Source organism: Streptosporangium sp. NPDC050855, assembly GCF_044456585.1.
Taxonomy (GTDB): domain Bacteria; phylum Actinomycetota; class Actinomycetes; order Streptosporangiales; family Streptosporangiaceae; genus Streptosporangium; species Streptosporangium longisporum.
On the sequence record NZ_JBITFY010000015.1, the window covers coordinates 142944 to 160035 of the forward strand.

The following is a 17092-nucleotide window of genomic DNA, read 5'->3' on the forward strand; positions in this document are numbered from 1 at the left end:
TCATAGATCATTGGTCTTCCATCGCGCGCATCCCCCCGGAGAGACCCGTGTCCGAGATCGACGACATCGACGAGCGTTTCACCGCGCTCACGGCCCAGATCACCGATCGGGAGCGCAGGCGGATGAGCAGGAGCGCCGCGCGGAGCAGGACGCGGCCGCCCCGCTCCCGGCGTTCCCGCAGGCGCTGGACGACGGTCGCCGTCGTGGCCGCCCTGGTCGCGGCCACCGGGTTGTTCGTCATGTACCGTCCGGACGTCGTCGACCGGTTCCGCGCCGGCGTCTTCGGGGGCTTCGCCGGTCCCGGCCGCCCGGACGGCGGGACGGGCAGGACGGACGTGACCCTCGGGACGGATGCCGCCGGGACGGACGACCCTTCGCGGGCTCGCCCGCCGCCGCGTACGCCGACGGGGTGAAGGGCCTGGTCATGCCGCCGGCCAGGGCCATGGGCGGGTTCAGCCGCAAGCAGGTGGCCGCCGCTGTACGACGTGCCAGGAACCTCCTGGCGGCCGCCCATCTGAACCGCAAGGTGCTCCTGGGGGGCCGGCCGGAGGGGTTGATCCGCCTGCTGGACCCCGAGCAGCGCAAGCCGTTCGTCGAGGGCCTGGCGCATCCCGGCACCAAGGGCGACTTCCGCAGCCAGGACTGGGTGACCAGCCTGGCTCCCGGGAGCGCCGAGCTCGTCGGCGACACCTTCAAGGTCCACGGGAAGAGCAGGCTCTCGGTCTTCAGGGAGAACGGCCTGCGGGGCGTCCGGATCAAGGTCAACTACCTGTTCGTGTACGCGATCAGGCGACCGGGTCGGCCGGAGACGCTGACCAGGCTCGTCGCGCACAACGTCGGCGCGCTGGACCTCTGGAAGGAGGAGGGCCGGCTGCACTTCTGGGTGACCGAGTGGAACGGCGGGGGTGTCGCCCCGGCGCGGTGCGACATCGACGACGGGTTCGTCCACCCGTTCTACCCGGACTCGGCACCCGACGCGAAGCTGGACCACAACGCACGATCGGTGGACCCCTACTCCCTCGAGGAGGAGCCGTCGGAGGAGTGCGCGGCGCTCCGGTCCGGGACGTGAAACTCACGTAAAGGAAAGACCCGCCATACCCGCCCAGGCCGGACCTGAGGACTAGCGTTGAGGGGACTTTCGCTTAACACGGGTGAAACAAACGAGACACGGCACGGTAACGGCCCAGGCATAGTTTCGGTCTGATGGCCCGTGCCCCATGGGAGGTTAGCGTGTTCAACTCCGCCGACGACGTCCTGAACTTCATCAAGGACGAGGGGGTCCAGTTCGTTGACGTCAGGTTCACCGACCTGCCGGGAACGACGCACCACTTCACGTTCCCCTCGGAGAACTTCGGGGCCGGTGTCTTCACCGACGGCCTGATGTTCGACGGATCGTCGATCCGCGGCTTCCAGGCCATCCACGAGTCGGACATGTTGCTGCTGCCCGACCCCTCCACGGCCGTGCTCGACCCGTTCCGCCAGCACAAGACGCTGAACATCAACTTCTTCGTGCACGACCCGCTGACCGGCGAGGCCTACAGCCGCGACCCGCGCAACGTCGCCCGCAAGGCCGAGGAGTACCTCAAGGGCACCGGCATCGCCGACACGGTCTACTTCGGCCCCGAGGCCGAGTTCTACATCTTCGACGACGTGCGCTTCGAGACCAACGCCCACTCGAGCTACTACCACATCGACTCGATCGAGGGCGCCTGGAACAGCGGCAAGGCCCAGGACGGCGGCAACCTCGGCTACAAGCCGCGCTTCAAGGGCGGCTACTTCCCGGTGCCGCCGATGGACCACTTCACCGACCTGCGCTCGGAGATGGTCCGCAAGCTCATCGACGCCGGCATCGACGTCGAGATGCAGCACCACGAGGTGGGCACGGCCGGTCAGGCGGAGATCGACTTCCGGTTCAACACGCTGCTCAAGTCCGCCGACACCCTGATGCTGTACAAGTACATCGTCAAGAGCACGGCCCTGCAGCACGGCCACACGGTCACCTTCATGCCCAAGCCGATCTTCGGTGACAACGGCTCGGGCATGCACTGCCACCAGTCGCTCTGGAAGGACGGCGAGCCGATCTTCTACGACGAGGTCGGCTACGCGGGCCTGTCGGACACCGCCCGCTACTACATCGGCGGCCTGCTCAAGCACGCCCCGTCGCTGCTGGCTTTCACCAACCCGACGGTCAACTCCTACCACCGCCTGGTGCCCGGCTACGAGGCCCCGGTCAACCTGGTCTACTCCCAGCGCAACCGCTCGGCGTGCATCCGCATCCCGATCACGGGCTCCAACCCGAAGGCCAAGCGCATCGAGTTCCGCGTCCCGGACCCGTCGTGCAACCCGTACTTCGCCTTCGCCGCCCAGCTGATGGCCGGCATCGACGGCATCCGCAACAAGATCGAGCCGGTCGAGCCGGTCGACAAGGACCTCTACGAGCTTCCCCCGGAGGAGGCCCGCAACATCCCGCAGGTGCCGGGCTCGCTGCAGGACGTGCTGGCGGCGCTGGAGGCCGACCACGAGTACCTGCTGGAGGGCGGCGTGTTCACGCCGGACCTGATCGAGACCTGGATCGCCTACAAGCGCGAGAACGAGATCGACCCGATCCGCCTGCGCCCGCACCCGCACGAGTTCGAGCTGTACTACGACGTCTGAGCCATCGAGCCCCTGACCCGGTAAAACGCTGACGGTCAACCCGTCGGGGCACATCCGGGGCACTCGGGCTCCCGCGAAAGGCCGTCGGTCGTCCCTCCGTCGAGGGCACGTCCGGCGGCCTTTCGCATGCCTCGGGCCTTTCGCATGCCTCCCGCGGGCCGGGGCGACTCTCCCGGCTCCGAGGACCGGTCTCCGGACGAGCGGGCCGGACAGGTTCCGGTTCGTCGCACCGCGCTCTCGCGGGGTGAGGACGAGACGGGCACCCGCCGATCTCCTGTGGGTGCTTCGGACGAGCGGACCGGCGAACGTTACGGCTTCGCCGATGAAAGTTACATCGGCGCGCGTGACCCACCACCGCCGATGTGACCGGCCTCCGCTCCCGGCCCGCCCGGAGCGCGGGGTGTTCCTGCGGGGGCTCGGTGCGCCGCGGGCACCGCGCGGAGGGTCGCACCGGACCGCCCGCCGCCGGCTCGGTGACGCGGGCACCGGCCCCTGACCTGGCGGATCGGGCCCGCGAGCCGTCAGGTGGCACCGTACGCGTGACCGGCGGGGTAACACCGCACCGATCGGGGAGCCCGCCGTGTCGCGGAAGATCACCCGGTGCCACGGTTCCCGAGCGGACGAAGGCCGACCTTCCCGCGTTCACCGGCTGTTGCCAAAAACCTCTGTTAATGCGACGTTACCCCCAGACATCAGTCGGCATACGTCATACGTTACAAATCAGTAACGCCGCGTCTGCCACGGATTCCTGGGGCGTGCCATGAGGAGACCTCTCTCACGTTCCGGCGCCGGTGACTCCCCGTCAGCGCGGCGCCGGGGCGGACGACCGGGACTCCCCTCGGCACCGGCGAGCCCGTCATCTGCGAACCGGAGAACCCGTGAACCTTCGGCGAGGGCCCACGAGCCGCCCGTGGCGGACGCCCGGTACGCACCCGACCGACCGGCACCGCCCGTCCCGCAGCACGGACGTCCGGCCTAACCGGCGGCGACCGCGCCAGAGGGATCGCGCGGTGAACACCCCGCCCGGAATCAGCGAAAGGAACAGAGCGTGAAGCCAGCCACGTCCACCACCGGGAAGGCGTTGGCGGCGCTCGCGGTGTTCGTCGCCGCCGCGTTGCCGCCGACCTTCGCGGGCGCCACCCCGGCCTCGGCGGCGGCCCAGGCGACCTACTACGTCGCCCCCGACGGCAACGACGCCAACCCCGGGACGATCACGTCACCGTTCAGGACCCTGCAGCGCGCCAGGGACGTCGTCCGCACGGTGAACGCCACCATGACGGACGACATCCAGGTGTACCTCCGCGGAGGCACCTACCCGGTCGCGAGCACGATCGACTTCACTCCGGCCGACTCCGGCACGAACGGTCACCGGGTCGTCTACTCCGCGTACCAGAACGAGACGCCGATCCTCAGCGGGGGCGTTCAGGTGACCGGATGGACGCAGCACAGCGGCAACATCTGGAAGGCCCCGCTGAACCGCGCCAACAAGCTCCGCGCGCTCTACGTCAACGACAGGCGCGCGTACATGGCCTCGAAGACGATGACCTCGGCGGGGTGCTCCGGGACCTACACCGTCACGGCGGGGCAGGCGCCCTGGGCGTGGGAGTCGGGTTCGCAGTGCGCGGCGGTGAAGTACGGCCTGAACGACTTCCCCGCCGTCTCCGGCAACCACGACGACATCGAGATAGAGACGGGAACGACCTGGACCACGGCCATCGTCGGAGTCCGCCAGGTCACCTCTGACGGCGCGAACCGCATAGCCCAGTTCCAGCAGCCGGGAGCGGCCATCGCCCAGGGCGCCTTCAACGGGAACGCCCAGACCGGCGGAAACCACAAGGTCATGAACGCCTACGAGTTCCTGGACACGCCGGGCGAGTTCTTCTTCGACAAGACGAGCCGTACGGTGTACTACTACAAGTCGGGCTCCGAGGACATGACGACCGCGACGGTCTTCGCGCCGAACAACGTGTCCACCGTCATCAGGGTCGCCGGCACCTCCACGAGCAACCGCGCCCGGAACATCACGTTCTCCGGCCTCACGGTCCAGCACTCCGACTGGAACCTGTTCAACGTGGCCGGCTCGGTGCTCAAGCAGGCCCAGCAGGGCAACCTCGGCGCGCTCGCGTACGCCAGGCAGAACTTCCACGTCTACCACTACCGCAACGTCGACATGGCGCCCGGCATCATCCAGATCGAGAACGCCGACGGGCTCGTCCTGCAGAGGAACCGGGTACAGCACACCGGCGTCGACGGGATCACCATGGTCAACGACGTGGTGAACACGCAGCTGATCGGGAACCACACGAACGACATCGCCGGATCCGCCATCGCCGTGGGCCATCCCCAGCACGTCTACATCGGGGACCACACCGCGACGAACCGTGAGAAGTACCCCGCCCAGGTCGAGGGAGCGCCCAGGAACATCGCGATAACGAACAACTACCTCCACGACAGCGCCGTGCTGTTCAACGGGCACAGCCCCATCTCGGCGTACTTCGCCGACGGCCTGTCCATCCGGCACAACCGCATCGAGAAGGCCCCGTGGTCCGGTGTGACGCTCGGCTGGGGGTGGTGGAACTTCGACGGGTCGTCGGGCTCGATCGTGCCCAACCGGCCGACCACCACGGCGAAGAACAACACCGTCAGCCACAACCACTTCATCGACACGGTGCAGCGCCTGAGCGACACGGCTCCGGTCTACACGCTGGGCAGCCAGCCGGGGACCACGATCACCGACAACTACATGCAGGGCGTCCCGTCCGGCCACAAGTACGGGCTCCACCCTGACGAGGGCTCGGCGTACATGACCTTCCGCGACAACGTCCTGAGCGTGGACAAGAACATCACGTGGCTCGTCAACTCCGACGACTTCGGGCGCAAGCACGACCTGAGCATCACCCAGACGTACGGCCCCATCAACAAGGTCTCCAACAAGAACCTGCCGAACAGCACGATCCACGACATCCTCGTGTCGTCCGACTACGTCTGGCCGTCGCAGGCCTACGGCATCGCCGTGAACTCCGGGCTGGAGGACGCGTACAGGGACATCGTCCCCCAGGGCGACCTCTCCCTGCCGGACCACGTCCTGCCCGCGAGCACGTTCGTCGGCGCCGGTGCGACGTCGATCCCCATCCGCAGCACCGGCGACGCGAGCAGGACGGTCTGGCTGGCCCCCTCGGGGACGACCTCCTTCACCGCCGGCGCCACGATGACCAGGGCCGGCGGAACCGCGACCTCCATCGCCGTCCCGACGTCGGCCGGTGAGTACCGCCTCTTCGTCGTGGACGCGCAGGGGAACCGGTCGGCCGAGTCGAGGTCGCTCGTCAGGCAGGGCAACGGCGGGGGCGGCCGGCAGAACGTCATGATCGTGGGTGGCCAGTCGGGCCGATGCGTGGACGTCAACGGAGGCACGTCGACCAACGGCGCCCAGGCGCAGCTGTGGGACTGCAACGGCGGCACCGACCAGCGGTGGACGTACACCCCGGGCAAGCAGCTGCAGGTGTTCGGCAACAAGTGCCTGGACGCCTCCGGCCAGGGCACCGTGAACGGCACCCAGGTGGTGATCTGGGACTGCAACGGGCAGACGAACCAGCAGTGGAACCTCAACGCCAACGGCACCGTCACCGGCGTGCAGTCCGGGCTGTGCCTGGACGCCTACGGCGGCGGCACCGCCAACGGCACGAAGGCCATTCTGTGGGCGTGCAACGGGCAGACCAACCAGCAGTGGAGCCTGCGCAACTGACGTGAGACCCACCGGGCCGCGGACGGTCGTACGCGCACCGTCCGCGGCCCGGTCACCACGTCGCGGGTCCCGTCAGGTGATCTCCTTGCGGCTGACGCGGAGCACCCCGGCGATCGCCGGGAGGGCGATCCACACCAGTGCCGACGTGGCCAGCCGGGCGGCGTCACCCCCGGTGAGGTGACCGTTCGTCATGGGGATCGCCGCGCGGTTCACGTCGAGCCAGTCGGCCAGGAGCGCGCCGGTGGAACCCATCCTGCCCACCATCGACCACAGCATCGGCGTCGTCAGGCAGACCACGATCGCGGCCGGCCCGTTCAGCAGCAGCATGCCCAGGGCGAGGCCGGTCGCGACCACCAGCACGTTCGTCACCATCCAGCCCAGCAGGGCCACCGGGCCGACCTCCCAGGTGGCCGGGAGGTCCCGGACGCCCGCCACGACGGCCGTCACGGGCACCGCGACCAGCAGCGAGAACGGCGCGGACAGCGCGGCGATGATCAGCGGGGGCAGGCACTTGGCCGCCAGCACCCGCGACCGCCGGGGTTCGAGCGCGAACGTGACCAGGGCGGTGCGGTGGCTCCACTCACCGGTCACGGTGAGGATGCCGAGCACCGGCAGCAGGGTCGCGAGCCCGATGCCCGCGGTGCCCGCCAGGGTGTAGAGGTCGGGGTCGGTGACGAAGCCCCGCGCCGTGATGGACGCCGGTATCAGGGCCACCAGCAGGACCGCCATGATCTTGCCGCTGCGGGTGTCGAGGAGCTTCCTGGCCTCGACCCGGAGCAGCCGGGAGAACGGGATGCGCGCCCGGGCCGAGGCCGGCTTCGGGTTCGGGGCCGGCTTCGGGGTCGGGTTCGGGGGCCGGGTCGCTGTACGGGCGTGGGAGGTGCCGGTCGCGGGGGTGTCGGTCGCGGGGGTGTCGGTCGCGGGGGTGTCGGTCATGCGGCGCTCCGATCGGCGTCGGCGGTCAGGTCCAGGAAGGTCTGTTCGAGGCTCCGGCCCCGGCCGAGTTCGTCGACGGTGCCGTTCGCGAGGACGCGGCCGCGTCCGATCATCACGATCCGGTCGGCGGTCTGCTCGACCTCGTGCAGCAGGTGCGAGCTGAGCAGCACCGCGCACCCCGAGGCGGCCAGCTCGCCGAGCAGCTCGCGCATCCACCGGATGCCCTGGGGGTCCAGGCCGTTGGCGGGCTCGTCCAGGACGAGCACCTCGGGCCGGCCGAGAAGGGCGTGGCCGATGCCGAGGCGCTGCCTCATGCCGAGCGAGTAGCCGCCGGTCGTCCTGCGGCTCTCCTTACGGGTCAGCCCGACCAGGTCGAGGACCTCGTCGACCCGCGACCGCGGAAGGCCGAGCGTCATCGCGCCCAGCGTCAGGATCTCCCGCCCGGTACGGCCGGGATGCAGGGCCCCGGCGTCGAGCAGCGTGCCGACCAGCAGGGCCGGGCACCCCAGCTCGGCGTACGGCCGGCCCAGTACCGTGGCCGACCCCGAGGTGGGGCGGGAGAGGCCGACCAGGACGCGCAGGGCCGTCGACTTCCCGGCGCCGTTGGGTCCGAGGAACCCGGTGACGCTGCCCGGCGCGACGGTGAAGGACACGTCGTCGAGCGCTCTGGTCCCCCGGAAGTCCTTGGTGACGCGACTGAATTCGATCATGACTCCAGTCCACCGGATCCGGGTCCGCCGGTCATCGTCCCGGGGTCGAGGTCCGCAGGACCGCGGGGACCGACTCCGGAGCCGCGGTCGTGGACCAACGGCCATCGGAGGTCGACCCAGGTCGCTGGGACCTCCCCCGGCCGCTCCGTAGGCTGTGGACCGTGCACGATCCCACGGAGAACCAGCCGCCCCTGGACGGGCGGGCCGTCGCGGTGCGCTACCTGTGCGCCCTGGCCCCCATGCTGTTCGACGCCGTCATCCTGTTCATGGCCGTCCTCCGCCGGCCCGATCGGCTGGGACTCGTGCTGCTCAACACCGGTCTCGCCCTGGCCGGGCTGGTGCTGATGCGGTGGCGGCGCCACCGGCCCGTCCCGATCGCGACGGCGACCACCCTGCTGACCTCCTTCTCCACCATGGCGACCGGACCGGCCCAGGTCGTGTACGTCTCCCTGGTCACCCACCGGCGCTGGCGGCAGATCGTCCCGATCGCGATCCTGTCCTGGGTGTGTCTGGTGGTACGTTCCAGCTGGTTCGGCATCGACCAGGCGACCTACATCTCGACGGCGGCCGGGACGATGCTGCTGGGCGGGCTGACCGTCTTCGGGCTGTACCTGCGCGGGCGCCGCGACCTGGCCGCCTCGGAGCGGCAGGCGGTGCTGGCCGCCGAACGCGAGCAGCTCCAGCGGATCGAGCAGGCCAGGCTGGCCGAACGGGTCCAGATCGCCCAGGAGATGCACGACGTGCTGGCCCACCGGCTCTCGCTGCTGTCGATGCTCGCCGGCGGCCTGGCGTACCGGAGGGACCTCGGCGCCGAGCAGACCCGCGAGACCGCGCTGGCGATCCAGGAGAACGCGCACCGGTCGCTGAACGAGCTGCGCGCCGTGCTCGGCACGCTCCGGGACGACGGCGCCGCGCAGGCCCCGCAGCCGACCCTGGCCCACCTGGAGACCCTGTTCGGCGAGGTGCGCGCCGCCGGCCAGCGGGTCGAGGTGCGCGACGCCGTGGGCGAGCGCGGGCTGCTGCCGGAGCAGACCGGCCGGCACGCGTACCGGATCGTGCAGGAGGCCCTGACCAACGCGCGCAAGCACGCGCCGGGCGGCGAGGTGACCGTCGAGCTCTGCGGGCGGCCGGGCGAGGGCCTGCGGATCCGGGTGGGCAACCCGGTGCCGGGCGGGACGCCCGCCGGTCCCGGTGCGAGGCTGGGCCTGGTCGGCCTGGCCGAACGGATCCGGATGGCCGGTGGCACGCTCGGCCACGCCGTCCGCGACGGACACTTCGTTCTCGACGCCCGGCTGCCGTGGGAGGCTTCACACCGTGATTCGACTGGTGATCGTGGATGACGACGCGATGGTACGGACCGGGCTGCGTCTCATCCTCGGCGGCGAGCCCGACCTGGAGCTCGCCGGAGAGGCCGAGGACGGCCGGCAGGCCATGCGCGTCATCGCCGACCTGCGGCCCGACGTCGTGCTGATGGACATCCGGATGCCCGTCCAGGACGGGCTGGTCACCGTCGAACTGCTGCTGGCCCGGCCGGACCCGCCCCGGATCCTGGTGCTCACCACCTTCGACGCCGACGACATGGTGCTGCGGGCCCTGCGGCTCGGCGCCGACGGCTTCCTGCTGAAGGACACCCCCCCGCCGAAGATGATCGAGGCGGTACGCGCCGTGGCGAGGGGTGAGCCGGTGCTGTCGCCGAGCGTCGCGCGGCGGGTGATCGACGCGGCCACCACGGGACGCGGGCCGGGGCTCCCGGACGCGCGGCAGGAGCTGGCCAGGCTCACCGAACGCGAGTGCGAGGTGGCGGTCGAGGTGGCCAGGGGCGGTTCGAACGCCGAGATCGCCGAGCGCCTGCACATGAGCGTCGCGACCGTGAAGGCGAACGTCACCCGGATCTTCGCCAAGCTGGGGACGGAGAACCGGGTGCAGGTCGCGATGAAGGTGCGTGACGCGGGCCTGCTGTGACAGGGGGCCCGCCGGGAGGGCCCGCCGGGAGGGCCCGCCGTGACGGGCTCGCCGGGGACGCCGGGGCGCTGGAAGGGCTGCTCCACGAGCGGCTCGTCTTCACCGGCCCGCCGGACGGCAGGTGCCGTCCCGGGGCCGAGGAACTCGACGCACGCGGCCCCGGCCTGACGCACACGGAGCACCGGCCCGGTGTTAGATCCCGGCCGTACGGGACAGTGAGGAGGCCAGGCGGACGCTCACGCGTCCGGCACGGGAACACCATCTTGGAGGTTGCGCATGCTGGCTCAGACCACCCGTAAGGCGGCACTGGCCGCCGCGACGATGGCCGCGCTGGTCGGCCTGGTCGGCGGTTGCGGCGGCGGGGGCGACGACGACGGGGACGACGGTCCGGACGTGGTCAACACCACCTCCGCCCCGGGCCAGGACAACGACGGGGACGACGCGAACGAGCCCAACGACGCGGACGACAACAACTGACGGCCGCGGGCCGCGAGCCGCGGGTGACCGTGCCCCCGTCACCCCGCCGCTCCGCCCCGCGCGACCCCGCCTCCATCCGCGACCCGCGTGCCCGGCACGCGGGTCGCGGCATGTCCGGTACGGGACACCCGGGCGCGTCACCGGTACCCGGGTCGCGGCATGTCCGGTGTCGGACACCCTGGTGCATCACCGGTGTCGGGGTCCCGGCGTGTCCGGTACGCGGGTCCGCGCGGCGTGTCCGCGGCTTCACGGGTCACGCGCGCTACCGGCTCGTCAGGCAGACTGAGGATGACTTATACGGATAAATCATCCAAAGTGAGGTGACGTGACAGAGGTTCTCCGGAACGGAGACCCGTCTCCGGCATCTCCCCCCGCCGGAGAACGGCGTCCTCCCCTCCGATCCGGCGCCCCCTCCGGGCGCGACGACGCCTCCCCGCGCGGGTACTCCCCCGGGCACGACGGCTCCCCTCTGCACAGTGGCCGGCACAGTGGCCGGCGCAGGTGGTGGGCCGCGACGGCCGTGCTCACGGGAACGTTCCTGCTGGCCGGCGCCTCCGCCCTGATCCCGCTCGCACCGGCCCCTCCCAACCGGATCACCGCCATCGCGTACGCGATCGAGGCCGGGCAGGACCAGCCCGGCTGGCGCGGCGGAGGGATCCCCTACTCCTGGGGCGGCGGGCACGACGACGCTCCCGGCCCCTCGTTCGGCACCTGCCAGGGCTACCAGGGATCGATCAAGCCCTGCCCGGCCACCAGGACCCGCGGCCTGGACTGCTCGGGGCTGGCCCGCTGGGTCTACCACCTCGCCTACGGCCGGGACGTGCTGGGACCGGGCAACACCGACGACCACGTAAAGCGGCTCAAGAAGGTCCCCGCCGCGGCGGCCAGGCCGGGAGACCTCGTCTTCTACGGCAAGGTGGGCAAGCGTAAGGTCAGAACCCACCACGTCGGCGTCTACATCGGCCGCGGCAAGATGATCAACGCGCGCAGGACGGGGACCGAGGTGCGGATCGACCGTGTCGCGGCCGTCCGCGGTCTCGCCGGCTACTTCCGCTACCTCTAGGAGAGACATGCGTCTGGGTGTCATGTTCGACCGCGACCTTCCCCCCGAGTCGCTGATCCCGTTCGCCCGCCACCTGGACGTGGGGGACGTGGACGACCTGTGGGTGGTGGAGGATCTCGGCTGGACCGGCGCCGTCTCGTCGGCGGCCACCGTGCTCGCCGTCACCGAGCGGCTGCGCGTGGGGATCGGCATCGCCCCGGCGCCCCTGCGCAACCCGGCCCTGCTGGCCATGGAGCTCGGCAACCTGGCCCGGCTGCACCCGCACCGGCTCGCCGCCGGGATCGGGCACGGCGTCCAGGACTGGATGCGCCAGGTGGGCGCCCTCGCCCCCTCCCCACTGGCGCTGCTGGAGGAGACGATCACGTCGGTACGCGGGCTGCTGCGCGGCGAGACCGTGTCCCTGCGGGGACGGGCCGTGCACATCGACGGGGTGCGCCTGGTCCACCCCCCGGCCGTCGTGCCGCCGGTGCTGGCCGGGGTGGTGCGGCCCCGCTCGCTGGAGCTGTCCGGCCGCGTCGCGCAGGGCACGATCCTGCCGGAGGGCGTCGGTCCCGACGGGATCGCCGAGGCGCTGAAGGCGACCGGTGACGGCGATCACGAGATGGTGGTCTTCACCCACCTGTGCATCGGCGACCCCGAGGCCGCCGCCCGGCTGGCGGCGGACTCCGCGGGGTTCCTGGGCGTCTCGCCGGACGAGGTCTCGATGGCGTCCGGCTCCGCCGAGGAGGCCGCCGACCAGGTGAGATCGCTCTGGGAGGCGGGCGCCGCCACGGTCGTGGTCCGGCCGTACGGCCCCGGCCCGCTCCCCCAGGTGGACCTGCTCCTGGCGGAACTGCGCTGAGACACGGCCCGGCCCGCGCGGGGACCCGCCGAGCCCGGACGCGCGGGACCCGTACCGGGGACGGCCCGCCCGCGGGACCCCGCGGACGGTCTAGGAGCGGTTGCCCCGCACGCCGGTCAGCCGGCGCAGGACGTCCCACCAGAACGAGGCGCCGAACAGCAGCGCGACCATGGTGAGCAGGTACCCGGGCCAGTGCCCGGGGGTGATCAGCCGGTCCCACCAGGCCGCGCCGTTCCACCTGAAGGAGGGGTCGGCGGAGTCCTCCGGCGGCATCGTGACGCTCAGGATCGCGTGGTCGAAGATCTTGACCAGCGCCGGGGAGCTGAGGGACTCGGTCACGCACCGGTACGGCTCGGCCAGGCCGGGCTCGGCACCGGCGCACCTCTCCTTGAGCGCGGCGTACCCGTCCCCTCCGCCGCCCGCGATGGCGGCCACCCCGGCGCGGTAGGCGTTGTCGCGCAGCAGCGTCTTGCCGTACTCCAGCGCGTCCATGCTGAACAGCAGGGTGAGCACCATGCCCAGGGCGAAGACCACCCACCTGACGTAGCGGGCGTAGAGCGTGGACAGGCGCTGCATCTCACCGTCGAACCAGTGCTCGACGCCCTTGCGGAACTTCTGGGTGTCCCGCTGGGCGCCCTCCCAGACCCCGCGCAGGTGACCGGCCAGCGGGCTGCGGATGGCCTCCAGCTTGGCCAGCAGGCCGTCGATCCCGTCCTCCTCGGCGGCGACCAGCTCCATCACGGCGCCGGAGAAGCGCTCGGGCGGGATGTTCGCGATGCTGGTACGGGCGCCCTTGGGGTGGTCGATCTCCTGGAGCCGTTCGTACAGCCGGGCGGTCATGTCGATCGCCGGTGCGGGCTCCCCCGTCCCGGCGGCGCCCCCGGTGACCGGAGCGGCGGCCGTGCCGGTCCCCCGCTCCCCGGAGCCCGCCGCCGCGGCCGGGGAGGACTCCCCCGGGGGCGCCCCCGCGTCCGCGGGAACCGCGGTCAGGTCCACCGGCATCGGCTCCACCACCGCGGGCGCCGGGTCGGGGCTGTGCACCGGACGCGGGTCGTCGCTGGAGAAGGGGAGCTTCGCGAAGACGTCGGCCACCTTCGACGGGATCCACGACCTGCCGCCCTCGGAGCCGTCCATCGTGTCCCTGAGGTAGGCCCACAGGAACTTGCTGCGGATCCCGAGCAGCCGGACGATGGCCTCGTTGATCCCGCTCACCAGGAGCGACAGGAGCAGGAAGGCCAGGATCAGCCCGATGGCCAGATCGATGTAGACGGATATCAAAAGGATCACCCGGACCGTTGATACACGCCCGCCCCGGACGGCGCAACGCGATCACCTGAAACAGGTCGATTTCGTGATCCCGGGTCTGTCTCCAGGCCCGGACGCCTCCCGGGCGGGCCGGACGCGCGGTCCGGCCCCACGCAGGACCCCGAGGACCCAGAGGGGCCCGAGGAGCCCGAGGAGCCCGGGACGGACGGAGGACGGCGGCGGGTCAGTCCTCGTAGAAGACGCGCTCCACCACCCGGCGGGCGCGGCGGGTGACGCGGCGGTAGTCGTCCACGAAGTCCTCCGTACCGTCCGGCGGGTAGCCGAGGGCGCGGGCGATGAGCCTGCGCTCGCCGGCGTCCACCGGGATCGCGTCGGCGGCACGGCCCCGGACCGTGACGATGACGTCCCGGATGCGCGAGGCGAACCGCCACGCCTCGGCCAGCACCGCCTCGTCGGCCTCGGAGAGCAGCTCCTCGGTGACCGCGGCGGCCAGCGCCTCCAGCGTGCGGGTGGTCCGCAGCGACGGCAGGCGCCCGGCGTGGCGGAGCTGGATGAGCTGGGCCACCCATTCCACGTCGGACAGGCCGCCGGGCCCGAGCTTGGTGTGCAGGGCCGGGTCGGCGCCCCGGGGAAGGCGTTCGGCCTCCATCCTGGCCTTGAGCCTGCGGATCTCCAGCACGGCCGCGTCGGAGATGCCCTCGGGCGGGTAGCGCAGCGGGTCGGCCAGGTGCAGCAGGCCGACGCCGAGGTCGGCGTCCCCGGCCGAGAAACGGGCGCGCAGCAGCGCCTGCGACTCCCAGGGCGAGGACCAGCGGCGGTAGTAGGCGGCGTAGGAGGCCAGGGTGCGGACCAGCGGCCCGGCCTTGCCCTCGGGGCGCAGGCCGGGGTCGATCAGCAGCGGCGGGTCGGGGGCCGGCAGGGCCAGCAGCCTGCGCAGCTCGTTGGCCACCTCGAACGCCGTCTCGGTGGCCTCCCGCTCGGGGGCGCCCTCCAGCGGCGAGTGCACGAACATCACGTCGGCGTCGCTGCCGTAGGAGGACTCGACCCCGCCCAGGCGGCCCATCGCGATCACCGCGAACCGGGTGGCCAGCGGGCTGCGCCGTTCCATCTCGACCTTGTCGATCGCGGCGTCGAGCGCCGCCTGGATGGTCACGTCGTTGAGGTCGGACAGGGCCTGTCCGACCTCCTCGATGCCGATCAGGCCGGACAGGTCGGCGACGGCCGTACGGAGCAGCTCCCTGCGGCGCATCGCCCGGACCGCGGCCACCGCGCTCTCGGCGTTCCCGAGGTGGCGGGCGACCACGGTCCGCGCCTCCGACAGCAGCGCCGCGGCGGGGCGGGGGATCAGGTCGTCGTCCGAGCCGAGCATCGCGACCGCCTCGGGGGCGTTCATCAGCAGGCCGGTCACGTAGCGGCTGGTGCCGAGCATCCGGGCCAGCCTCGCGGCCACCGCGGTCTCGTCGCGCAGCAGCCGCAGGTACCACGAGGTCGTGCCGAGCTTGTCGGAGACCTGACGGAAGCCGAGCAGGCCGCCGTCCGGGTCGGGGGCGTCGGCGAACCAGCCCAGCATGACCGGCAGCAGCGTCCGCTGGATCGCGGCGCGCCGGGAGACGCCGGTGGTCAGCGCGCTGATGTGGCGCAGCGCCCCGGCCGGGTCGGCGTAGCCCAGCGCCTCCAGGCGGGCCTTGGCCGCGGTGGTGGACAGGCGGTCCTCCGACTCGGGCAGCCTGGCCACGGCCTGCAGCAGCGGCCGGTAGAACAGCTTCTCGTGCAGGCGCCTGACCTCCACGGCGTGCCTGCGCCACCGGGTGGTGAACTCCCCCACCGGGTCGGCGGTCATGCCCATGCTCCGGCCCAGGCGGCGAAGGTCGGCCTCGCCCTCGGGCACCACGTGGGTACGGCGGAGCCGGTGCAGCTGGATCAGGTGCTCCACCTGGCGCAGGAAGGTGTACGCCTCACCGAGCGTCCTGGCGTCGTCCCTGCCCACGTAGCCGCCCCGGGACAGGGCCGCGAGCGCGGGAAGGGTGGCGCGGCGGCGCAGCAGCGGGTCCAGCCGGCCGTGCACGAGCTGGAGCAGCTGCACCGCGAACTCGATGTCGCGCAGCCCGCCGGGACCGAGCTTGAGCTGGCGTTCGGCCCCGCCGCCGCGGACGTGGGCCTCCACCCGGCGGCGCATGGCCTGGACGTCCTCGACGAACTTCTCGCGGGTGGCGGCCTGCCAGACCATCTCGTTCATCGCGGCCACGTACTGCTCGCCGAGTTCGGCGTCGCCCGCGATCGGCCGGGCCTTGAGCAGGGCCTGGAACTCCCAGGTCTTGGCCCAGCGCCGGTAGTAGGCCTCGTGGCTGGCGAGGGTGCGCACCAGCGGACCGGCCTTGCCCTCCGGGCGCAGGGCCGCGTCGACCTCCCAGAGCGACCCCTCGGGGGTGCTGGCCGAGCAGGCGCGCATCATGCCCTGGGCCAGCCGGGTGGCGAGCTGGACGGCCTGGTGCTCGTCGACGCCCCCGGTGCCGTCGGGGCCGGGCCTGGGCTCGGCCACGAAGACCACGTCGACGTCGCTGATGTAGTTGAGCTCGCGAGCCCCGCACTTGCCCATGCCGATGACGGCCAGGCGTACCGACCCCGCCTCCGGGTGCTCGGACCTGGCGACGGCCAGTCCCGCCTCCAGGGCGGCCCCGGCCAGGTCGGACAGCTCCGCGGTCACCTCCGACAGCGAGACGGTGCCGGTGACGTCCCGGGCGGCGAGGTGGAGCAGCCGGCCCCGGTAGGCGACGCGCAGCGCCGACAGGGTGTCGGCGGAGGCGTCGGCGGCCCTCGGCTCGGGGTCGTCGGGCTCCGCCCCCACGGCGAGCAGCAGTTCCGCGCGGAGCTCGCTCTCGGTCGGGCGCTCCACGGCGGAGGCCTCGCCGAGCAGGCGCCAGTGCTCGGGGTGCCTGACGACGTGGTCGCCGAGCGCGGCGCTGACCCCGAAGACGCCGACCAGCCGCTCGCGCAGCCCGGGGTCGGCCCGGAGCGCTCCGAGGACGCCGGGATCCCGCTCGGCCAGCCGGTTCAGCGAGATCAGCGCCAGGTCGGGATCGGCCGCGGTGACCAGCGCGTTCAGCAGGCCGAGGTCACCGACGGCCTCGGGGCCCATCTCGTCGAGCAGCCGCTCGGCCCTGGCCCCGTCGGCGAAGCCGAGCCGGGCGAGCCGTCCGGCCGTCGTCTGCATCCGGGGCACCGTCTCCACCGACCCTCCATGGTGTTCGATCACGGGCACGGGCGCTGTTCCTCACGTCTCCCCCGAGCCGTCCTGTTCCTACCCCGGGTCACCCCGCCTCTCCGCGGGGACGCCCCCCGCGGTCACGCCCGCTCCGGGGTCAGGCGGATCCCGGGCGTGGCTCGCGTCCCAGGCGTCCGGGGCGTTGCCGCACAGGGTAATCCCGAAACCGCGCGGCGTC

At 72.0% G+C, this 17092-nt stretch carries 13 protein-coding genes; 9 read left to right on the top strand and 4 right to left on the bottom strand.

Going from position 1 to position 17092, the window contains the following annotated elements; all coding sequences use genetic code 11:
* Window positions 1-47 precede the first annotated feature (47 nt).
* The 4 genes from ACIBCT_RS27885 (at window position 48) to ACIBCT_RS27900 (ending at window position 6397) form a co-directional block, all read left to right on the top strand.
* Window positions 48-413, top strand: a complete 366-nt coding sequence (locus ACIBCT_RS27885; RefSeq protein ID WP_399193458.1) for a hypothetical protein — start codon at window positions 48-50, stop codon at window positions 411-413.
* Window positions 410-1069, top strand: coding sequence for a hypothetical protein (locus tag ACIBCT_RS27890; protein ID WP_399193460.1), 660 nt, complete (start codon window positions 410-412; stop codon window positions 1067-1069). Before ACIBCT_RS27885 ends, ACIBCT_RS27890 begins: the two co-directional genes overlap by 4 nt.
* 161 nt (window positions 1070-1230) lie before the next feature.
* Window positions 1231-2655, top strand: a complete 1425-nt coding sequence (gene glnA, locus ACIBCT_RS27895) for a type I glutamate--ammonia ligase (RefSeq protein ID WP_399193461.1) — start codon at window positions 1231-1233, stop codon at window positions 2653-2655.
* A 1048-nt stretch (window positions 2656-3703) separates the two neighbouring features.
* Complete coding sequence (locus ACIBCT_RS27900; RefSeq protein WP_399193463.1) at window positions 3704-6397, top strand: ricin-type beta-trefoil lectin domain protein; 2694 nt, start codon at window positions 3704-3706, stop codon at window positions 6395-6397.
* A 72-nt stretch (window positions 6398-6469) separates the two neighbouring features.
* On the opposite strand, the gene ACIBCT_RS27905 is transcribed toward ACIBCT_RS27900, so the two are convergent.
* The gene (locus ACIBCT_RS27905) at window positions 6470-7333 is read right to left on the bottom strand and encodes a hypothetical protein (RefSeq protein WP_399193465.1); all 864 of its coding nucleotides are present in this window, start codon (window positions 7331-7333) and stop codon (window positions 6470-6472) included.
* Window positions 7330-8043, bottom strand: coding sequence for an ABC transporter ATP-binding protein (locus ACIBCT_RS27910; RefSeq protein WP_399193467.1), 714 nt, complete (start codon window positions 8041-8043; stop codon window positions 7330-7332). The genes ACIBCT_RS27905 and ACIBCT_RS27910 overlap by 4 nt, the downstream gene beginning before the upstream one ends.
* Before the next feature lie 161 nt (window positions 8044-8204).
* Here ACIBCT_RS27910 and ACIBCT_RS27915 point away from each other — a divergent pair, with 161 nt between their 5' ends.
* From ACIBCT_RS27915 to ACIBCT_RS27935, 5 genes are all read left to right on the top strand, one after another.
* Window positions 8205-9383: a sensor histidine kinase gene (locus ACIBCT_RS27915; protein WP_399193469.1), complete on the top strand. Its 1179-nt coding sequence runs from the start codon at window positions 8205-8207 to the stop codon at window positions 9381-9383.
* A complete protein-coding gene (locus ACIBCT_RS27920; protein ID WP_399193471.1) occupies window positions 9358-10005 on the top strand; it encodes a response regulator in 648 nt (215 codons plus the stop codon). Before ACIBCT_RS27915 ends, ACIBCT_RS27920 begins: the two co-directional genes overlap by 26 nt.
* Window positions 10006-10281: 276 nt before the next feature.
* A complete protein-coding gene (locus ACIBCT_RS27925; RefSeq protein WP_399193473.1) occupies window positions 10282-10482 on the top strand; it encodes a hypothetical protein in 201 nt (66 codons plus the stop codon).
* 520 nt (window positions 10483-11002) lie between these two features.
* The gene (locus ACIBCT_RS27930) at window positions 11003-11545 is read left to right on the top strand and encodes a C40 family peptidase (RefSeq protein WP_399193475.1); all 543 of its coding nucleotides are present in this window, start codon (window positions 11003-11005) and stop codon (window positions 11543-11545) included.
* Between the two features lie 7 nt (window positions 11546-11552).
* Window positions 11553-12386 (top strand): LLM class flavin-dependent oxidoreductase, encoded by an 834-nt coding sequence (locus ACIBCT_RS27935; RefSeq protein WP_399193477.1) that lies wholly within the window; start codon window positions 11553-11555, stop codon window positions 12384-12386.
* Window positions 12387-12476: 90 nt separating this feature from the next.
* On the opposite strand, the gene ACIBCT_RS27940 is transcribed toward ACIBCT_RS27935, so the two are convergent.
* Window positions 12477-13673 carry a hypothetical protein gene (locus ACIBCT_RS27940; RefSeq protein WP_399193480.1) on the bottom strand — a complete coding sequence of 399 codons (1197 nt, stop codon included), beginning with the start codon at window positions 13671-13673 and terminating at the stop codon, window positions 12477-12479.
* A gap of 202 nt (window positions 13674-13875) precedes the next feature.
* Entirely contained in the window at window positions 13876-16863 is a 2988-nt protein-coding gene (locus ACIBCT_RS27945) for a bifunctional [glutamine synthetase] adenylyltransferase/[glutamine synthetase]-adenylyl-L-tyrosine phosphorylase (protein ID WP_399193640.1), read from the bottom strand.
* Window positions 16864-17092 lie beyond the last annotated feature (229 nt).

Bases quoted from the DNA above. Each gene is read 5' to 3' on its own strand.
- ACIBCT_RS27925 (WP_399193473.1), top strand. From the start codon at position 10,282: ATGCTGGCTCAGACCACCCGTAAGGCGGCACTGGCCGCCGCGACGATG.
- ACIBCT_RS27935 (WP_399193477.1), top strand. From the start codon at position 11,553: ATGCGTCTGGGTGTCATGTTCGACCGCGACCTTCCCCCCGAGTCGCTG.
- ACIBCT_RS27905 (WP_399193465.1), bottom strand. From the start codon at position 7,333: ATGACCGACACCCCCGCGACCGACACCCCCGCGACCGACACCCCCGCG.
- ACIBCT_RS27910 (WP_399193467.1), bottom strand. From the start codon at position 8,043: ATGATCGAATTCAGTCGCGTCACCAAGGACTTCCGGGGGACCAGAGCG.
- ACIBCT_RS27945 (WP_399193640.1), bottom strand. From the start codon at position 16,863: ATGCAGACGACGGCCGGACGGCTCGCCCGGCTCGGCTTCGCCGACGGG.